The 23,111-nt window shown below is 41.1% G+C and carries 1 protein-coding gene (cut by a window edge); it reads left to right on the forward strand.

Translation table 11 applies throughout. The features are described 5' to 3' along the window. The coding region annotated (locus ACSYTE_RS08705) for a beta strand repeat-containing protein (protein ID WP_491717666.1) crosses the window boundary (this coding region is incomplete at its 3' end): on the forward strand, window positions 1-23,111 show 23,111 of its 33,876 nt. Its footprint extends 10,765 nt past the window's final position.

Raw genomic sequence — 23,111 nt, forward strand, 5'->3', positions numbered from 1 at the left:
TTGGTATATAATAAATTTCAGTTTAAAAAAACAAAAGATAAAAAAGTCTTACGGAAGGTTAAAAAGCAATGGGTAGTCGTCTCTATTTCATTGCTATCTACAATTGGTGGGGTCGGTCTGTTTGGGCAGGGCGTTTCAGCTCGTGCTGATGAAAACACATCTAACGTTTCTTCTAAAACGCAGTCTAGTGATAGCGATGATTCGACCACTAGTAGTGGTGATAACTACAGTCATTCTAGTGCGAGTGCTTCTGTGTCATCTAATAGTGTAAGTACTAGTCAATCTAGCTCAACTAGTAGTAATAGCTCGACTTCTGCTTCTTCAAGTAGTACTTCAAATAGTACAAATGCTGGTCAATCTAGCTCAACTAGTAGTGATGGGAGTAGCGACATTGTTAACTATTCAATCGACACTAGTTCAGCTAGTGGAAGCGATTCTAAATCGACGAATAGTTCTTCTGAGGTAGCTAGTGCAAGCGATAGTAGTAGCTCTAATTCCAACACCAGCTCTGAAAACTCAATTTCTAATGGCTCAGTGAGTGCTGCTAGTGACGTTACATCAGAAGTTATTAGTTCAGCTAATAGTGATGTTAATTCTAGTGCGGGAAGCTCAACTGCTTCTTCAGAGGGCGCTAGCTCTGCAACGACTGATAGTAATAGTAGTGATGGATCTTCTGAAGATGATTTAGTTAGCTATAAAGTCGGAACGGACTCCAATGCCGATACTACACTAATTGCTGGTAATTTATCAACGACTACGGCCACTTCCAACTCATCTTCTGATTTTAATAATGGATTTTCTGCGGCCTCATCTGCAGCTTTGGCTGGGACGACAGTTGCAAGTAGCAATAGTAACTTTAATAGTGGTGTGAATGCTTTTGCTTTAGCCAATGCTGGAGCTGTTGCTGCTTGGAACTCAGTTCATCCAGATGAATTAAAGTCTGCTACTACTAGTAATGTTGATGTAAGTAACATTTATTATAAGAACGCTTACAATGGCGTTTTGAATGCTTTTAGTACTTATAGTTCCTTGAACTCTGGAGTTGGAGCCGATCCAAACGTCTATGGTTCTAATACTAATGGAACGACTACTTCTGGCGCTGCTAACCGTTCTAGTAGCGCTAACGTTGTTAATTCACCTAGCGATTCACAACAGGCAATTTCAGGTAATTCCGTTGCTTTAAGCTCCAACGTTGATGTCACGACTTCAGCACGGGCATTGGCTTATAATTATTCACTTGATTACTTTTTGGCTAATCAAGGGATCTATGATGCCGAAACTGGGCGTTGGAACGGGACCGATGCAAATGGTTCTTATAACGTCTTTACTAATAATTCTGCCACCTCTAATAATCCATATACCATTTCATATAACGGGGCGCAAGCAGCCTTAAATAATGCTCAAAGTCATTATAAATACGTTAGTGCATTAAATAACGCTAGTCAGAATAACGTTCTTTATAACATTGGTTATAATGATGTTTACAATAAAGTTAATAATCAAAATATTTACTACATTACAAATATTTCACAGTTTGATGACTACTTTGCAAACGTACCATCTGGAAGCACTAGTGAAATCAGACTCTTAACTGATATTGATGCAGGTTCAAATGCTGGAAACTCTGCGCCTACTGGAAGTACTACCAATATGACTATTAATGGTCAAAATCATATTGCTGATTTATATAATGAACATCAAAATCCGTATAACATTAATTCTTTGGTGGTTAAAAATTTCAAAAAACTATATGGAGTCAATTATTACGGACCAATTAATGAATATGCCTCCACGACAGGGACTTTGACCTTTAAGAACGTTAATTATGAGGGTTCTCAGATGTATAACTCTAATTCTACAGGGTCTTTTAAACTGTACATTGATGGAATCGTTAATACCACTTCTGAAGGTTCTTATACTAGTCCATTTAGAACCATTAGTACGTTTGCTGGGAATCAACAAAATATCCAGACCCAAAGTATGGAGTTATTACCCAATAGTCAATACTATGGAAAAACTCAAATGGGGAATAACATCGAACTTTCCGGGAATTTGACCCTAGATAAGGGCTCTATAATGGTCCTAACTCCAAATGGTGGAAATGGTGAAGATTCCGGTTCGTTTGGGACCAACGCAGCTGCTAATAACGGGATCATTTTAACGAACTCACAAAGTAGTTTGACTATTAATGAAGGGGCCAGATTAACTGTAACCCCTAATAATGGAGCGTCAGCGATTTTTACAGCTTCAAAAAGTAATGTTTACGTCAATGGTGGGACCCTTGAAGCGGTATTTAACAATAGTTTAAATGACAATAATCCGGTTAATTTAAATGGGAACGTTGTTGTGCAAAACGGTGGTGCTTTGTCGGTCCACGCTACTAAGAACTTGAATGGTTTCAGCGGGAACCTATTGACTGTTGGTGGGAACTTAAACGTTATGAATTTAAGTAACCTCTACATTTATTCAGATGGTGGGGTCAATAATTTAACCCTTTTAAACAACGTTGGTAACGTTGTTTTGAATAACCCAGGTAGTAAGATCATCTTTAGTAAGAATGGTCTTAATGACGATCAAGGGGTCACTGATGGAACTAGTTATGGGAAGTTCTTTAATAGTCCACCAATTACTGCATATTCAGTGATCGGACAAGTTAATGAAACTCAAGATCCTACTCCCCAATATATGGTTAAAATTGGTCAACAATCTGGTGGTTTTAACCCCATTACGGTTTACACGGTTAATGGTCAGTTACAGACCAATACTGTCTTGAATAATTTTGACAATAGTAAGTCACATTACTTAAGTTTCTTAGCATCACCAACCGTATATATTAGTGGGCAGCCTAGCTTAATTAAGGATACTAGTGGCCAATCAGCTTCTGGCTACGATATTTCTGCTAAGATTATTATTGCCAACGTTTTGGATACTAGTAAGAATGTTTACGTTCGGGTAAGTACGAACGGAAATACGACTGCTAACGATGAACTACCAATTGGTTCAACTACAATGATCCAAGATCCAGATCAAGTAACTGCTCAAATTAATGATCCTTATTATCGGAATGGATACACCATTTCAATCCCATTTTCTGATTTTACTAAGGATTCTGATGGTAGTTACTCATATAAATACACTCGTCCATTAAATGCTGTGGGTAGTAGTACTATCCAAAGTGTGATTATTGATGCTCAATATGTTGTTACCAACCAAAGTACGACCCTAATTAACAATCCTGATGGCACTAACTCCGTTACTAATACTAGTCATAACCCGATTTTAGGGCCAACGGATAACTCTACTCAAAAGACCTCTGGAACGATCACTGATAACGCTTTGATCGTTAATAATACTGCACAAGATGTTGCAACTGCAAGTAGTGCAAGTAGTGCAGTTTCAAATAGTGATACCCAGATTTCGTCATTAGTCCCTAATTCCTATTACTCAATTGCGTCTTCTGCTAATAGTGTCGTAGGCAGTTATTATTCAAACGTTGCTAGTTATTCTGCTTCGTTGAGTAATTCCGTTTATGCCAATTTACCTAGTTATTCTAGTTCGGTCAGCGTTGTCAGCTCAGCGATGTCTGCAATTAATAGCTATAATAATGATGCTTCATCAAATGCCTCGATCGCTAGTTCCGCTTCTAGTGCGGCGAATACTTTGAGCGATAGCATTGCGAGTTTGGATGTTGCTGTTAGTTCAGCATTAGTTGCCGCTCAAAGCGCTAGTGCTGCATTAAATAGTGCTCGTGGGATGACGATTGCTAGTCAAACTTCGATTTCTAACGTTGCGGTTTCTGCAGCGTCAGTAGCTAATACCATTGTTACTAGTGCTAGTGCTGTAGTAAGTATGGTTAATAGCTATAATAGCATTGCATATAGTGCTGCAATCAACGCTATTAATGATCAGCAAAGTGCTTCTATCGCACAGAGTACGGCTAGCAGTGCATATAGTGCCGCCACTAATTTCTCATCATTCATCAGTGCATTGAGTGGCTATGCTTCAACAGCATATAGTAATATTTCAAATAGCTCTAGTTATGCATCTAGTGCTTATTTAGTGACTTCAAGTAGTTCTGCTAATCTCGATTCGTTCTATAGTTCTGCAGTTATTACTAAGAGTTCTGTTGCTAGCTATACCTCCATCACTAGCTTAGTCAATAGTTTGATCCCTAATAATGACGCTGCGAATGGATTTAATACTCTCGCACAGAGTGCATCCAGTACTTTTAACAGTGGCCTTTTGGTGGTTTCATCACAAAAGGCTAGTTTAAGTAGTGCAAATTCATCGGCTTCAAATGCTTATGCCTTAGCTAGTTCAGCATATTTAGCAGCATCCCAAGATTCTGCTAATATTTCTAACATTTTAGCTTCTTTGAACTACAATCAAATTAATAGTAATTCTGTCTCCCAGTTGCTTAGTTTGGCTAGTGATATTGGTAATCAATCACAAGCTGCAATTAATGCAAACGCATCTGCAAACTCAGCAATTGCTAGTGCCAGCTCTGCATATGTAAAGGCGTTTAATCAATCGGTTACCTTTAATGCCCAACAGAGTGTGGCCTCTAATGCTGCTAATTCAGATGTTTCTTATGCGGTAAGTTATGCTTCGACATCATTTAGCTCTGCTAACAGTACTGCTAATTCTGAAAGTCAGGCAATTGTTTCGGCTTCTAGCGCAATTATTAATTATTCTAACGCCGGGGCCTCCTTAATAAACTCTAATAACACTGCTCAAGTTGGCTATCAATCAATTGCAAGTACTGTAACTTCAACTGCTCAAGCTGCCATTTCACTTGCTAGTTCACGACCAAGTAATTCTGACATTCAGTCTTATGCTTCAGCGGCTTCTACTGCTGCTAGTTTGGCTCAATCGTACTCAAGTGATAACGCACAAAGGATCAGCAATGCTAATAGTTTGGAACAATTACTTAGCAATGCCGCAATTAGCAATCAAAATAACGGATTAATGGCGAGTGCTGTTATTAACTTGATTCAAAAGGACATCAATAATGCTAATTATAACGACTTATCATCACTATTTGGTTCACTAAATGATGTTCAACAATCATTAGCTAGCGTTATTAGTTATGCCAGTCAAGCGAACAGTCTTGAAACAGCAGCTTCGAATAATTATCAATCAATGAGTGGATCATTAGCTAGCATCACTAGTAATTCTGCTAGCTTAAATGTGCAAAGCACCAATGCGTCAACCGCACTTTCCAACATTAACGCAATTATTAGCCAAATTGATAATAATGCTTCTCAAGCAAGTAGTGCCGCGAATGATGCAAGTTCATTCGCAAATAATGCTGGAACTGCAATTAGTCAAGTAAATAGTAATAATAATTACATTGCTGCTAATAGTACTGCCACCAGTAATGCTAATGGTGAATATTCATCAGCTGCAACCGTTTTCTCTAGTGCAGATAGCTTAATGAGTAAAACGGCATCGCTTTATTCGAATCGTTCTGACGTTCAACAAGCTAGTTCAGTGGTAAGTGCCGCTGCAATAATCATGAGTTCAGCAGCTAGTGCTGCTAGTCAACAAATATCGACTGCCAACTCAGTTTCCTCAGTTGCTAGTTCAATTAATGTGATTGCCAGCAGTGCTGCTACAAATGCAAGTAGCGCCAATTCACTTGCATCATCATATGCTGTAATTGCTAGTCAAAATGCAGCGGTCGGTAATTCTTCAGCAACTTCAATTGCTGCATCAAACGCAATTGCTGCCCGTTCTGCTGCTTCATCCTACGCTGCTAACGCGGCTAGTGAAGCGATTATCGCCGCCAGTTTGACAAGCGTAGCATCAGTGAATGCTAGCAGCGCTAATGTTAACGCTAATTCAGCCGTTAGTGCTGCTAACAGTGCTCAATCAGCCGTTGATAAACTCATGGGGGCATTGTTAAACGATATTACAAGTGCTTCTTCAAACGCATCATCTGCCAGTTCTTCTGTTGCTAATATTGCTAGTTCAATTTCTAATCTTTATAGTAATGGGAGTTTAGCTACTAACTCAGTGAACGGTTCATTTGTTGCTGGAAGTAACGTCTATGCTTCAGTAGTTAGTGCTAATAGTGTTGCTAGCTCAGCTCAAGCTAGCGCGAATGTTATTTTTAGTGCGAACTCTAATAATTCACAAGTGAATGCGGCTAATTCTGCAGCTAATTCCGTTGCAACATTAGCCAGCAATGCTTTGGTGGATGCAGGGCAACAAAGTGCTACGTTATCTGCTGCAAGCAGTGCAGCTTCGAGTGCCTTTGTCAACCTTTCTAATGCCAATAGTCTGGCATCCTCATATGCATCTGTGGCATCGTCTGCCAATTCAGTGGCTCAATCGGCCTATAATAATCGATTTAACTCTGATGATAACGGACAAACTTCAATTGTCATCAGTGCGGCAGAAGTGGCAACTTCTGCAATTAATGATGAACGTGGCCAGTTAATTAATGCCAATGCTGCTAATTCAGTGGCCCAATCGGCTAATTCTGTTGCAAGTAATGCATTGGTTGCAATGAATAGTGACTATACCGTTGCTTCTACTAATGCTAGTGCTGCGATCGTTTATGCTGATACCGCATCCAAGGCTGCAGCCACTGCTTCTTATGCCCAAATTACTAATAGTATTTCAACGTTATTAAATTCACAATCAGTCCTTGCTACATCGGTAACTGCGGTTACTAGTAGCCAATACTCGGTAGCAAATGTTAATTCATCTACAGTCTCTTCAGCTGGAACCTCAATTGCTGCATTGGTTAGTGGATATAGTGCAACTTCTTCAGCGATGAATTCGCTAAACGGATTTAATAGTGTTAATTCTGACGCAATTAGTGCTACATCTGTAATTAATTCTGCTTCTGTCCAAATCAGTTCTGCAATGATCAATATTAATAGTGACGTTGCTGCTGGAAATAGCAATACTAGTTCAGTTGCTAGTCTGAATTCATATGCGTTAATGATCGCAGCTTCCATTTCAAGTGCTAATTCAGTGGCTAACTTTGAAACTAGCATTGCTAACAGTGCGGTTACTACTTATGACGTTTCTGGTGCTTCTACTGCCGCATCAACAGCAAGTAGTGCGATGAGCGATGTTTCATCATACTTGAATCAATATAATTCAATCGTCAGTGCTGCTAATTCTTATAAAGCAATTGGAAACAGTGCATTAGCAGGCTTATTTGATGATAATAATTATATTTCAAATGCTTCCATTACGGCCAGTGTTGCTTTTAATCGAGCATCCGTCGCTATTAGTAGTGGAATTCAATCTAACGTAAACCAGGTCAATAGTGTTCAATCTTCGACCGCAAGTGATTATTTATCCTTATATTCTAACTATTCCAGCGTTACTAGCATGACATCCATCAGTTCATTAGCACTTTCTTTTGCCTCTTCAGCTAATTCAGATGCTACCTATGACTATGGTGCATTTAATTCATACTATATTGCAATCAATTCTATTGCAGCCGCCAATTCAAATAATAGTGCAATTGCTTCAGTTGCATCACAAGCTAGTTCATTAGTCAGTGCTAATGAATCTGCTTATACTGACTTGAAAGCCCAAAATAGTGTGATTGTCACCGCAAGTACAGCAGCTGCTAATGCTAACTCAATAGTTGCTAGTGCTTCAGCAGCTGCTAGTTCATATTCTAATCAAATTATTTCAGCTGAAAGTGCCGTTAGCGCCGCTCAAGTTGCTAATAATAGTGTAGCAGCCAGTTCTGCTGCAAGTGTGGTACTTTCCAATGCGCAGTTAATTGCCAGTGCATCTAATGCTGCAGTCGCAGCTAGTGCAAGTGCCTCGGCAGCAATGGCTTCCTTTACTTCTGCATATAATGCCCTGACGGTTGATCGCATCACAATGTTTAACTTAAAGAACAATCAATCGTCTAATTATATCAATGCATCTGCCTTTTCTGAGACTGCTAGTTTAGCTGTGTTAACGTCAAGTAGTGTTTCAATTGTAAATAATGCTGCTCAAAGCATCAATTCCTACTATGTTCAAACTTCAAATGCGAACAGCAATGTTATCAATAATACGAATGCAGTTGGCTCTGATTCAAGTAGTTTAAACGCTTCGTCTGCTGCTCTTAACTCCGCTATCGGTAGTTTGAATTCAATAGCAAGTAACAATGCTAACAATTCAGACATTTCAAGTGCCAACGTAGTAGTTAATAGCTTTAATGCTATCTTGTCTTCTGCTTCAAATGTTATTAGTAATGAAAATAGCATTGCTATTCAGATGGCAAATACAGCTAGCTCAGCATTTAGTAATGCAAGTTATGCATCTTCATACGCAAATCAAATCAGCAGTTATGCTGCTAACTTAAATTCAATTGCAATGACAGATGCAAGTGGGGGGCTTCAATATCTATCAGAAGCCTCTAGTGCTCAAATTGCAGCGAGTGAGGCGGCAAGTAGCGCAGCTTCAATTAATTCACTCGCTAGTTCTGAGTATTCCGCTGCTATCTCTGCAGCAACAGCGGCTAGTTCTGCTGCTTTCGTAGCGTCTGGAGCATTAAGTAATGTTAGTTCTGCTGCAATTGTTGCTAATTCTGCGATTAGCACTGCTATTTCTAATGTGCAAAGTTCCGTTAATAGTTCTGTTAGCTTAGCAGCTTTAGCTTCTAGTACAGCTAATGGTAGTTTATCCTCGATCAATTCAATGGTTAGTTTTGCACCTAGCATCGCGACGAATATTCAATCGGCGGTTAGTTTAACGAGCAGTTATGCTGTACAAGTTAGTTCACAAGCATCGATCGCTATCTCATTTGCAAATAGTGCTAGCGCCATTGTTAGTGCTAATTCTAATAATAGTTATATTGTAAACAATGGTTCATTAGCTTCATCTGCTGCTTCAGCTGCTAACTCGATGTTATCAGATGCTAATTCTCAAAGTGCGAATGCATCCAACGCTATGAATGAATACTCAATGGCTATTTTGAGTGCAAATGCAGCATCACTGGCTGCATCAAATGCAACTACGAGCATAAGCGTTGCCATGGCATCGTTATCATCAGCTCAATCAATAACCAATAGTTACGCCGCAAGTAGTGCAGCTGCTGTTGTTGTGAATGCATCCAATGCTTTAAATAGTGCTATTCAGTCTGCGCAATCTGCTAGCTCAGCTGTAACAGCTGCTTCAATTGAGGCATCCAATGCTGTGCAATCAGCTCAACTTGATTTTACGAATGCTAGTACAGCTGCGCAAAGTGCTAATTCATATTTAAACAACGTAATTAATGGATCGATTGCTGCTTCATATGCTTCTGAAACCAGTTCAGTGGCCAATAATTTTAATAGTTATTACAGTATGGTATCCCACTACCAAGCTTATACCCAAATTGAATCACAGTTCATTAGCTACCAAAACGCTTTAAGTTCTAATAATAGTGTTATCAGTTCTAATAACGCAAGTATTGCTAGTGCACAGTCAGTAATTGCATCACTAGGGGTAAGTAACGCTTCTGATTCAGCTGTGATTTACGCAAATAGCGTTATTGCATCCGAAGCTGTTATCTACGGATCTGCTAGTAATAATGCTTCAAGTCAAAACAACGATTTCATTGCGATCTCACAAACTGCAACTCAGACTAACTCAGCTAATGTAAGCTATTTACAATCAATTACGGCTAGTAGCAATGCCTTGTCTTCAGCATTAAGTGCTGCTAGTTCTGCTGCGGGTAATGGAGATTACTCAACCGCTTCATCTGTTTATTCATATGTATCAGGAATTGTTCAAATGGCTTCAGAATATCAAGATAGCGCTGCAGTTAATTATTCATCATTAACTAGTGGGTATGCTAAAGCGCTTTCCTTAATCTCAAATGTCGTTTCTGTTTCTTCAGCTGCTAGTACGGCGCTTTCGTTTGCTAGTTCTGCGGCGAGCTATGCTAATAGTGTTGTAACAAGTGAGCTTTTAAGTGCTTCTAGCATGGCAAATGCTGCAGCCCAATCGGCAGCTAATAATAATAAGAACGCTTTAATTAATTCTAATGCGGTTAGTGCAGTTGTCTCTAATGTGGCCAATAGTGGTGCATCTGCACAAATTGATTCTAATGCGATAACTAGCATTAGTTCACAAACTAGTTCTGTTGCGGTGCTTGCAAATTCGATTGCTTCTAATACAAGTGTTAATTCAATGTTAAGCAGTGCAATTGCGGTTGTTAATTCTGCTAATTCTGTTGCTCAATCGGCTAGTTTGGATGCCAACTCACAAGGGAGCAATATTAATAGTGCTAATGTTGTTGCAAATAGTGCTAATGCGATGGCATCTAATTATTCGACTGCCGCTAGTGTGGCTAATTCAATTGCTCAATCTGCATCAGCTGATGCTGTTACTGCGTTTCAAAATAGTAATGTATCAGCAGCTTCAAGCAGTGCTTCTTTAGCCGTGTCTGCAGCTCAAGTTGCTAGCAGCAATTATAGTAATGCACTATTGGCTAGCCAAACGGCATCATCTGCTGCCAATGTAGTTAGTGCTGCATCCATTGCCACTTCAAATGATCGTAAGATCGCAGCAGCAGCACTCAACAGTGCTAATTCAAATCAATCGATTGCTAATACGGTCGCTTCAGCAATTAGCAATGCTAGTTCTGCTTCTTCATTTGCATCCCAAGCTAATCAATCTGATAGCTTAGCTAATCAAATTGTGAGTGCTAATAGTACTGTAATGAACTCATTGAGCCAAACTTCCACTACGATTAGCAGCCAGGCTAGTGCGACTATTAGTAGTAATGGAGTGATTAATTCAGCTTCTGGGGTAATAACTAGTTTAAATCAGTTTAATTCTGCTAATTCAGCTGTTTCAAGTGCTGAAGTTGTTGTTGATTCGGCAATTACAGCAGCTAGCTCTGCTTCTGCTGCAATGAACAGTCAAAGTGCAGCATTAAGTCAGGCAATTGCTGCCGCTCAATCAGCAAGTAGTGTTGCATTCATCGCTTCTACTTCAGCTGCAACAGCTAGTTCAACGGCGCTTAGCGCTGCGGTGGTTGCATCCAATGCTGCGACTAGCGGTGATTCTGCTGCAGCTAGTTCTGCAAATCAAATTGCAAGTAGCGCAGCTAGTGCCGCTGCCCAGGCTTCAAGTGAGGCAATTATTGAATCGAATGCACTGCAGAGCGCTTTAAGTACGGCTTCTGCAGCTGCTGTTCAGGTATCGATAAACAGTAGTGCCGTTTCACAGGCTGCCATTGATGCATCTAGTGCTGCTAGTCAAGCCGAAAGTATAATTAATAGTGGATTGGCATCTGCAAGCAGTGTTGCTAGTAGTGCTGCTAATAGCGCTTCTAGTGTTAACCAGTCTGCATCATCAAATGCTGTTGGGACAAGTAGTAATGCCTCTTTAGCTACATCTATTAGCAGTTTAGTTAATAGTAATAGTGTTCAAATTAGCCAACAAAACAGTTCCGCTAATTCCATTAATTCTGTAGCTAGCATGGTAGCTAGTCAAAGCAATGATAACGTCTCAGTTAGCATTGCTTATAGTCACGTTAGTTCAGCTGTTTCAATGGCGAATGCTGCGAATGCTAGTGCTAGCTTACAGGCATCCGTTGCCAGTTCAGCCGCTTCGATTGCTAGTTCAGCTAGTGCTGCTGCTGTTGTTAATGCTAGTGTTGCTGCGAATGCATTTTCAAATGCGATTGTAGCCAGTCAAGCGGCTAGTTCCGCATCGGTTGCTGGAAATAGCATGGCAGCTAGTTCCGCAGCTAGTGCTGCTTTATCTTATGCACAAGCAGCTCAAAGTGCTGCTAATGATGCGGAAGCGAATAGTTCTACCGCTCAATCGGCCGTTAGTCAGGCAAGTACTGCTTCAGACATAGCTAGTTTTAACTTTGATACTGCTAGTAATGCAGTAAATATTGCTAAATACTATGCTGATCAAGAATCACAAACAGCATTGGCGTCATCAACTGCAAGTAATGCAGTTTCAGTTGCTAGCATGACTAGTAATTACAATATTGCTGTTAATCAGGCTTCAGTAGCTGTTTCTAGTGCTAATAACAGTGCTAATAGCTACTCAGCTCAAGCAAGTAGCGCTAGTGCGTCTGTTCAAGCTAATAGTACAGCTGTTGATAGCGCAAGCAGTACCATCAATAATTTAATTAATCATAATTCTAATAATGCAGTGGTTTTGAGTGCGAATACAGTAGTTCAATCCGCCCTCAGTGCTGCTGCTAGTGCAGTTCAAAATGCAACGCTACAATCATCTATTGCTAATTCAGCATCAACGGCTGCATCAATAGCAAATTCGAATGCCAGTGCTGATGCTTCTGTGGTTAGTTATCAAAACTCATTAGCTAACAGTAGCGCTAGTCTTGCAGCTAGTATGGCTAATAATAACAGCTTAAATTCAGATTCGATAGCTAACGCCATTAGTGCAGCCAATGTTTACTTGGCATCTGCACAGGTAGCTGCTTCTGATGCAAGTGCTCAAATGACGGCAGCTTCATCTGCCGATGTTGCAGGTTCAATTGCCGCTTCTAATGCTGTCTCTAATAATGCAGCGTTCAGTATCAATGCTTCTACAGCTCAAAGTGCTGCTAATGCTGCATTTGTGGCAATCAGTAGTGGAATTAATAGCTCTACTAGTATTGCTTCCAATGCTAACTCGACTGCCACTTCAGCTGAAAACGGAATCACTAATGTTGAATCATCAGCAAACATTAGCTTAAATGGAACCAGTTCGAGTGCTAGTTCAGTATTTAGTTTAGCGAACGTTATCAATGCTAGTTTTGCTGATACCAAATCTGCACAGTCAGTGGTGGTTTCTGTACAGTCTGCTTATAGTAACAACAGTGTTGCTAACAGCTTATTAGCTGTAGCTAATGTTAATGCCAGTGCGGTAGCATCCGCTAGTTCAGATGCGGTTGTTCAAAGCCAATTAGCGGTTCAACAAAGTGCACTTGCTTCTGCAGCAAGCGTCAGTTTAGCTAGTGCTGCTGTAATAGCCGCTAGCGCTAGCAATCAGGTTGCTGATCAAATGGCGGCCTTGAGCACTGCTACGAACAATTTAGATAGTGCAGCCGCTAGTTCTGCGGCAAATGCTGCTAGTTCATACGCTGCGATTATTCTGGCTGCTTCTAGTACAGCTACTTCAGCAAGTGCTGCAATCCAGGCCGCTTCAGTTTCCGTTAGTTTAGCTGTTTCGTCAGCTAATGCTGATGCTAATAACGCCAGTCTTGCAAATTCAATCGTTCAATCAGCGGCATCACAAGCCCGAGTGGTTGCTAGTGCTCAATCGATTGCTAATGATGTAAATTCATCCGTTGCTACAGTCAGTTCATTTAATACCGCGACAGCTAGTTCTGCTGCAATTGTTGCTAACAACCAAAGTGCTGTAAGTAGCAATGCAGCGGTTGTATCTGCTGTCAATAACGGCATTAGTAGTGGCGCTGACTCGATTGCTGCTGCTAGTAACGTGATTGCTGGTTTGAATATTAATAATTCAAGTAACGCTACGGTCGCTAGTGCTAATACTGTAATTGATTCCGCTAGTGTAGTTGCTAGTTCTGCTAATTCGGTTGCAATACAACAATCATCAATTGCAATTAGTGCTAGCACGACCGCAATTAGTGCCAATAGTAGTGCTGTAATCGATTCATCAATTGCAGCTTCTGAATATGCGATTGCTTCTTCAGCTGCCTTATCTGCACAAATTGCAGCTAATAGTGGTGACCTTTCTGCAGTTCAAAGCGCAGCTGCGATTGCTTCTACTGCTAATCAAACGGCATCTAACGCTGCCAACAGCGCTAGCGTTCAAGTTTCAATTGCTGCTGCTCAGTCAACCGCTGCTTTGAATGCAGTCCAATCAATAAACTCTGCTCAAGCATTGGTAAACAGTGCAGCGAATGATGCTAGTAGTGCAGCTTCAGTGGCAACAAGTGTAATTAATAGTGGCTTAGCCAGTGCTAATCACCTTGCTAGTTCTGCTTCTGCAACTGCTACATCTGCAAGTAATACAAATAGTTCGTTAGTAAGCCAAGCGGTCAACAGTGTCATTAACGTAAATTCTAACGTTAGTGCAATTAATACTGATTCATTACAGGCAGCTTCGCTAAATAGTGGAGTTAACGCTGACCAAAGTGCGACAAATAGTATGGCTAGTCAATATTCCAATAACGCTAAATTAAGTAGCGTTAATTCAGATGCTAATTCTGCAGCAACTGTCTTTGAAAAAGCTAATGCCGACATGAAGACGCAATCACAAGCTGCGGCTAGTGCTAGCGCTGCTGCATCGACTGCAAATGTTAAGGCATCAATTGCAACGAGCGTGATTAGTTCAGCATCCAGCGTTGCCAAGGCACAAAGTACACTTGCTCAATCTGCAGGAATAGCGATTAACAGCGCGGCCGCAAGTAATGCAGCATCAATCGCGAGCTCGGCTGCTTCAGTTGCACTTTCCGCGATCATTGATGTACAGTCAGCAAGCAGTGCAATCGATTCTGCAAATACAGCTGTAATAAATGCCAATAGTGCTGCTCAGATAGATTTATCAAATGCTAATTCAGCTTCTGCAACCGTTAGTTCTGCTCAATCAGTTGCCTTACAGATTACAGCGGCAGTCTCCGCTGCAATCGTTACTAGTTCTGCGAGTCAAGTTGTTAGCGGAATCAATCAAAACGTTAGTTCAAATGCAGCTTCAATTATCGCGGCTGCTAGTGATAATAACGTTTATTCAAGTGCGGCTAATAGTGCAAGTGCTGCTGGGCTTAGTAATGCTAGTTCAATTGCTGGTCCAGAAAGTTTGATCAATAGTTTGAACGCTAGAAATTCAAGTAATTCAGCGGTTAGTTCTGCTACTGTTGTTGTTAGTTCAGCAAGTTCTGCAATTGTTTCAAGATTAAGCGATCAGAAGAACCAATCATCAATTGTTGCAAGTGCCCAATCTGTTTTAAGCAGTGCAAGTAGTGTTGCAGTATCTGCAGCTAGTGTAGCTACTTTGGCCAATTCAATTGCAGTTGCCGCTAATTCAGTTGCTAGTTCAGCAGCGATTACTGGGGATGCTAGTGCTGCTTCGTCAGCCGCTAGTGTAGCAATTAGTGCAATGAATACTGCTAGTTCAGCCGCTAGTGCGAATAATGCGCAAATTAGCCTTGCTAGTGCTGCTTCATTAGCAGGTAGTAATGCTGCCTCGTCAGTAACTAGTGATAGCATTGCGATTTCGAACGCCGTTAGCGACGCTCAATCTGCTGCAAACATTGCTAATTCCTTAATCAGAAGCGGCATTGATAGCTCAGTGAGCCTGGCAAATTCAGTTAATGCTAACGCTACCTCTGCGGCAAGTGCTGTTGTAAATAACATTGTCAATGTATCGAATAATTCTGAAATTGCTAGTTCTGCAGCAAGTACAATTACGCCTAATTCCATTGCGATTTCGTCAGTCGCATCCCAAGCTAATCAAGCAAATCAACAGATAACTTCATTAGCTAGTGGGCATTCACTAAACAGCATCGTTAGCAGTGCTGTTAGCGTTGCTTCTGAACAGACTGCAATCGTTAATAATGCTAATTCAGATGTTGATAACCAATCATCCATTGCAAGTGCTGCTAATTCAGCAGCTGCTAATGCAATTCAAATTGCTAGCAATGCATCTAAGGCCGCACAAAATGCTATTAGTGATGAGAGTGCTGCAAACCAATTAGTACAGTCAGCTTCTGTTGCAGGCGATAGTGCTGCTGCTAGTTCCGCTGCAATTGTTGCTAGTTCAGCCGCTAGTGTTGCCGTTGTGGCCAGTCAAGATGCATCTACCGCTAGTTTTAACGCCGATAGTGCAGTTAAACGAGCCAGTTCTGCTGCTAGTGATGTTAATTCAGCGCTTAGTGTTGCGAATTCAGCTGCCAGTCAAATCGCAATTGCGAATTCAGCTGTTCAATCAGCAGTGGCAATAGAATCCAAGGCCATTAGTAGTGCTAATGCTGCTAGTTCGTTCGCAGATCAAGCTGATCGAACTGCTTCTATTGCTGTTAATAGTGCTGGTAGTTACGTTAGCGATGCAAGTACTTTCACATCGCAGACTGGTGCATCGACCAGTGTTGCTGGTAGTTATGATTCTAATGCGACCGATCAATGGAATTCCGCAATGGCTACTTTGACTTCAAATGAAGCTAATAAGGTCATTCAAACGAACGTTGCATATGCTCAATCAGCCGAAGTGCTTGCTAGTTCGGCTAATTCAGATGCCATAATTGCAAGTAGTCAAGCTAATGATGCTAATAAATCTGCTCAATCTGCTTCTGCCGTTGCAAACTCACTAAGTCAGGCTGTAAGGCAATCAGTTGCGAGTGCTTCTGCTAGTGCATCATTAGCAAGCAGCTATGCAGTTAATGGTAATTTTAGTAGTGCTTCCAGTGCTAACGTGGTTGCCCAAAGCATTGCTAACGTTGCGAATAGTGTTGCTGATAGCGCAACTTCGGCAGCACAACAGGCCTCATATTTTGCATCAGAGGCTGCGTCCGCTTCTGTAAGGGCATCGATTGCTGCATCCGTTGGTTCAAATGCCGCTTCGCAAGCCTCTTTTTATAATCATGGTGCTCAAATTGCCTCATTTGAAGGTAGTTTAGGATCATACGCTGCGTTAACCACTACTAATAGTGCTAATAGTGCGATCTCTAATGCTTCGAATACAGTTGCAAGTGCCAATGCATTTGGTAATAACGCTTCTTCTTATGCTAGCTTAGCTCAGTCGATTGCTGATTCTGCAGCGACTGCTGATCAAAGTGCGACTGATTGGAATACAGCAGCTTCGCAGGCACTTACTCAAAATTCAAGTAATGCAATTATTCAAAGAGCGGTTAGTTCTGCCAGTGTTGCCTTTTCAACCGTTGGGGTAATCAATTCATCTATTTCAGAGGCGAATGCTTCTGCTCAATCTGCTAATAGTTCTGCCATAAGTACTGCCAGTTTCGCAAATTCAGCGAGTTCCGTTGCACAATCTGATGCTGCGATCGCACTTAGCAACGCTACGGTTGCCAGTTCCTATGCTGCTGAGGGGAGTGCTGAAGCTGCACGTTCTGTTAATTCAGTTGCTTCTTCTCAAGCTAGTGCAGCTTCGGTTGCTGCGAGTGAAGTAAATTCTTATAACCTATTGACATCTAGTTATGCAGCAATTGCTTCATCAGCGGCATACGTTGCTAGTCAATACAACAATGCATTGGCGATTGCGACTTCAACCGTTTCCAATGCTAATTCAGTTGCTCAGTCAGCATCTGTTGCAGAAAGCATTGCAATCTCAACTGCTAATGAAATGATGACAAGTGCTAATAATGCCTCAAGTGCCGCTTACAATGCTGTTACTAGTAATAGTGGGAATTTGAATTCAATCATTAGTTCTGCTACCCAAACAAGTGGTTTTATTAGTAGTGCAAATGATAATGTAAATCAGGCGAGTGCTAATGTTAACTCAGCTAATGCTGTCCTTTCAACGCATTCGAGCAATACAGTAATCCAATCAGCAGTAAGCAATGCTGTGCAGGCACTTAGCGCTGTTCAATCTGATAGTACTGCAATCGCAAAGGCCAATAATCAAGTACAGGTAAATGAACAAAATGCACAGAGTGTTGCTTCATTAGCTGTTATTAATGAAAGCAATGCGAACTCTGCATCAGTGGTTGCTAATAGTTATGCCACTATCGCTAAGTCGTATGCCAGTTTAGGAAGTGAATCAGCAGCAGCGAGTGCGAATGCACAAGCTTCGGTTGCTGCTTCAGTTGCTTATTCATATGCCAAGGTGGCTGAACAAAATTCAGCTTCATTGGTACTGTTTAGTAATATTGCTAATGCAGCATATAATGATGCTTCATCTACGATCGTTCAAGCATCAATAGATGCTAATACAGTTAGCGAGAACAACTCGATTGCTCAACAGGCTGCTAGCGTTCAGGATAAGCAAACTGCTAGTGCTAATCAGATTAGCGGGGATGCGCAATCAGTTGCGGTTTCTGCTAATAATACACAGCAATCTGCTGCAAGTGTTCAAGCTAGCTTGGCTACCGTTGTTTCAAACGCCAGTGTGGCTGTTTCTCAAGTTACACCAATTAATTCATCAATTAACAATGTGGTTGGAAGTATTTCTGATCAGTTGAAAGCACGTCCAAGCAACAGCGTTATTCAGTCTGCGCTAGGGACGGCACAATCAGCATCTAATGATGCTAGTTCGGCATTTAGCATTGCTAATAGTGAATATAATTTTGCCCAATCGGCACAAAGTTCGGCATCCATTGCAATGAATGCTGTAATTTCAAATAATTCATCGGCTCAAATTAATGTTGAAAGTGCCACTAGCTTTGCCAAATTAGCTCAATCGGCGGCTGAATTAGGTAGTTCTGCTTCGGCTGAAGATTTTCTTTCGCAAGCTTCTGTAGCTAATTCGAGTGCAATTAGCTATGCAAATGCAGCCAGTTTGGCGGCTTTAGATGTTGATCGTTATAACGCTCAAGTTAGCTCAGCCAATGCTAAAATCACTAGTGCAAATGAAACGATAGTATCGGCTAACGCAGTTACCAACAGTACTGAATCCGTGGCTACTAGTGCTGCGATTGCGCAAGATAATGAAATTACATCTGCAAATGCAACTAGTAACCAAGCAGCTAACGCTTCTTCAGCTGCTGAAAATAGTTTTAATTCAGCCAATGCTACGAATAATCAGGTTATTTCAAATGCTTCGAGTGCTAGTGACACCATCAGTCAGGGGAATACTGAACAAAGTAATGCTACTAAGGATTCACTGGCAGTTAATTCGGTAATTGCTAGTCGCCAAAGTAATTCAGTTATCCAAGCTGCTCAACAAAGCGCTAGTGCTGCCATTAATTCGCTCAATGCTGCGTTATCTAGTGCAGAAGTTAATAATTCACTCGTCCAATCAGCAAGAATAAGTGCTCAAGTGGCAATGAATCAGGCTAGCTCTGCTAATTCGGTAGCACAAAGTAACGCCCAATTGGCAAGTAGCAATGCAGCTACTGCAATTAGCTTTGCTAAAGTCGGGAGCTCAGCTAATGCAGATAGCCTCAATAGCATTGCAAAGCTACAGGCAGACTCAGCAAGTACAGCGAATGCATTGGTTAGCCAATATAATAATAGTGTTAGCGACTATGCACAACAAGCCATTGTAGCTAGTCAGGCACTAGCTAATGATTTAGTCACGATTAATCAAGCAAGCGGTGCTGCATCGATCGCAAACTCAGTTGCACAATCAGCTGCCAGTGCGCAGGATGACGCAATTAGTAGTGCTAACGTAACAAGTAGTAATGCTGCTATCTATTCATCCACTGCAGTTGCACAGTCAATTGCTGCAAGTAATGCTAGCCAAGGTGCCAGCTTAAATAGTGGTAGTACTAATTCGTTAGTCTCACAAATTAGTGCTAATCAGTCCCAAGTTAATAGCATGAATTCTAGTATTAAATCAATTTTATCTGACCATTCAGCGAATGCAACTATTCAATCAGCATCAATTGTTGCAGATAGCTATTTGACAAATGCTAATTCAGCATCTGCAGATGCATTGATTGCTCAACAATCAGCTTCAGTCGATCAGTCAAGTGCAAATTCGTTATTTAACGTTGCTAGTGCTGAAAATGCGAGTGCTCAGGCCAATGCGTTATCTGCATCGGATAATGCAGCTAAAGCGATTAGCGCTGCCGTAATTGGTAATTCTGTTGCTGCATCTGAATTGAATAGTCAAGCTTCTAACCAAGCCTCCCTAGCTAGTTCATATGCCAGTCAAGCTGGGATCGATACGAAGTCCGTCATGAACCTTAGTTTCGCTGTGCAATCTGCATATAATCGTGCTAGCTCAGATGCCATTATTGTGAGTCATGCATCGCTAAGTGTTTCTGATCTACTTAGTGCCGCTCAACAGGCTGCTAGTGTTCAAGATATTGCAGTTTCAGTTGCTACTGTTACTAATAGTGGCGCAATCAATACTAGTCAAACCGCTAGTCAAGTTGCTCAATCCATTAGTTCATTGAATGGACAGGTATCCTCTGCAGTTCAATCAACAAATGCATTAAATAATTCGACTAGTGCTATTAATAGTGCCTTAGCCAACGTTGTTAATTCAATTGCTGCAATTCAAGCTAGTGCACAAAGTAATGCCGTGATTAATAGTGCTTCACAAACTGCTGCCATTTTAACTAGTGTTGCTGATGCAGCATCAGCTAGTGCAGATAGCGCCAATGCTGCTGCTCAATCTGCTAATGGACGGATCAGTAGTGCCGCTTACTTAGCTAGTTCCGCTAATCAAGTTGTTAGCCAACAGGCCAGTTTGGCATCCGTAAATGCATCGAATGCAATTAGCGCCGCTGAGGTAGGGGATGTTAATAGTGCCTCTACGTTTAATAGCATAGCTAGTCAAGCTAGTTCTGCTGCAGCATCAGCTGCTAAGGTTGTTACTGATAATTCAGCAGCTGGATTAAGTGATGCAGTGGTACAAAGTACTGCAACTAGTCAGGTAAATAGTTATAATGCCGTTGTCAGCTCTGCATTCAATGCGGGATCATCAGCTAATAATACAGCTCAATCTGCATTTGTTACCCAAAATAATGAGCTCAAATCAGCAAGTACCATTACACAAAATGCTTCAGCAGCGATTGACTCTGGAAATGTAGCTAGTGGTGCGGTCAATGATGATAATAGTACCGCTACGCATTCTAATCAAAGCGCAGGTCAATGGACCACATTAGCTAGTTTTAACAGGGTCCAAATTAATAGTGATAGCACGTTGGTTAATTCATTAGCTTCTGTTTACCCAAGCAATGATACGATTACTAGTGCTGCTTCTGTGGTAGCCAGTGAGACTACAATTGTTAATTCAGCATTATCAGATGCTATGATTGCAAGTGGACAAGCTCAATCGGCTGCTTCAAATGCTCAAGCAATTGCAGTTAGTGCAACGAGTGCGAATAGCTTGTTACAGTCAAATGCCATTCAGGCTTCAACTACTGCTAGTCAGGCTGTCGTTGCTGCTAAATTGGGGCAAACTACAAGTGCTGATTCATTAAATAGTCAAGCTCAAGCCAGTGCTAGTTTAGCTAGTTCTGCTGCAATTTTAGTAAGCAGTTATGCTGAAAACATTAATAATTATGTAACGATCGCTTCTTCTGCTAATAGTCGTGCCTATAGTGATGCACAAATTGCTGGACAGGCCGCTGCTATTGCCTCAAATGCTGCATCCCAAGCCCAATCAGCTGCTGTTGTTGAAAACAGTTTGAATAATAATTCCAATGCCAATGCATCGATTGCATCTATAGCTGAAAGTACTGCTAGCAAAGCTTATAGTGCTGCAGTTACTAATAGCCAACAAGCAATTAGCGCAACGCAAAGTGTTAATAATGGACTCAATTCTGTAATTGCTGCTCAAAACATTGCTAATAGTGCTGAAAGTGTCGTTTCATCAGTCAATAGCAACGCTAACTATTCAAGTAATCAGGTGGTTAATACCGCTCAATCAGCTGCCATTAGCGCTGCTGATCAGGCTAAGAATGCATTTTTAAGTGCTAGTTCAACTTACTCAACGGCTAGTGCTGCATTTAACAGCGCCCAATCAGCATTTAGTTTGGCTAAATCGGCTAGCATTGCTGCATCAAATAACGCTGATGCTGCAGCATCGAATGCTTCTGAAGCGCTTAGTGCTGCTAAGACTGGCAACGTATCATTGGCACAATTATTAAATGAGAATGCGTTTGATAATGCTGCTAACACTACGTATTACGCTGGCCTCACTAATTCATATTCAACTGATATTGTTATTTATAATGCAATAATTAGTTCTGCTAATTCTCAAATGAACTCAATCGTTGCCAACGCTAATAACGCTAGTTCAAGCGCTTTGAGTGCATCAGCAGCTACTTCACAAGCGGTGAGTGTTCAAGATGGAGAAATTAAATCCGCAAATGATACTTCGAATGCGGCTAGTGGTTATTCAGCGGTTGGTAGTCAAGTGACTGTAAGTGCTAGTTCTGCTAATACTGCAACTTCAAGCACCGCATCTGTAATCAACGGCCAAGTAGTTGATGTTAGTGCCCAGTCATTAACTGTTGTTTCTAATTCTAGTGCAGTTCAATCACTATTTTCGCAAAATAATAGCAATTCAGTAATCTCTGCAGCTAGTGGATCAGCTAGTGCTGCCTTTGATTTGGCATCTTCTGCATGGAGTACTGCTAAGAGCATTCAAGATAGTGTTAACGGGATGGTTAAAAGCGCTAGTGCTGCTAATGTGAGCGTGTTATCAGCTAACTCAGCAACGCAAAGTGCAGCCGCTGCTGCTGCAAGTGTTGCCAATGATGCTACCTCAGCAGCTAAACTAGGGCAAAGTGGGAGTGCTGATACCTTAAATAGCCAAGCTCAGAGCCTAGCTAACTTAGCCAGTGGATTTGTAAGCCTAGCTAACTCATATACCGATATAATTAATGGCTTAAATAATAATATTGAGCAAGCAAATTCACAAATTAGCAGTGTAGTTAAATCTGCTAATGTTGCTAGCTCGACTGCATCGGTTGCTTATGTAACCGCTAGTTCAGCATCGTCTGCTGAATCAGAAGCAATTTCAATTGCTAATAATAGTTCAAAAGCGGCTGTTAGCTTTTCTGATTTAGGAACTGAGGTTTCTCAAGGGGCAACTACAATGTCTTCGGTTAGCTCATTAATTGCTAATACCGCTAGTCTTCAATCTAGTCAAGCTAGTTATGATGCTCAACAAGTCTCAAGTTATCAATCTGCAACAGCTTTGATCTTAACTAGTCATTCTGACAATGCAATTGTGGTCAGTGCTAATTCAGATGCAAATGTTGCTCTGTCAAATGCCATTGTTGATTCTCAAGCTGCTTTCAGTGCTAATTCTCTAGCTCAACAAGCACAAAGTAGTCTGCAATCAGTAATTAGTAGTTTAAATGATGCTAATGGAAGTGCTCAATCAGCAGCAAATGCAGCTTCTTTAAATGCTGCATCTGCAATTAGTGCTGCAATTTTAGGAAATTCGGTTGCTGCAAGTCAATATAATGCTGCTGCTAGTGCTGCTGTTAGTGTCGCAAGTGGTTTTATCACGGCTGTTAATTCATATAAGGGTTCAATTGAAACTTTATCGACAACAATTAGCAGTGCTAATCGGGATGTTAATAG

It is taken from the genome of Nicoliella sp. ESL1120 (assembly GCF_058508515.1).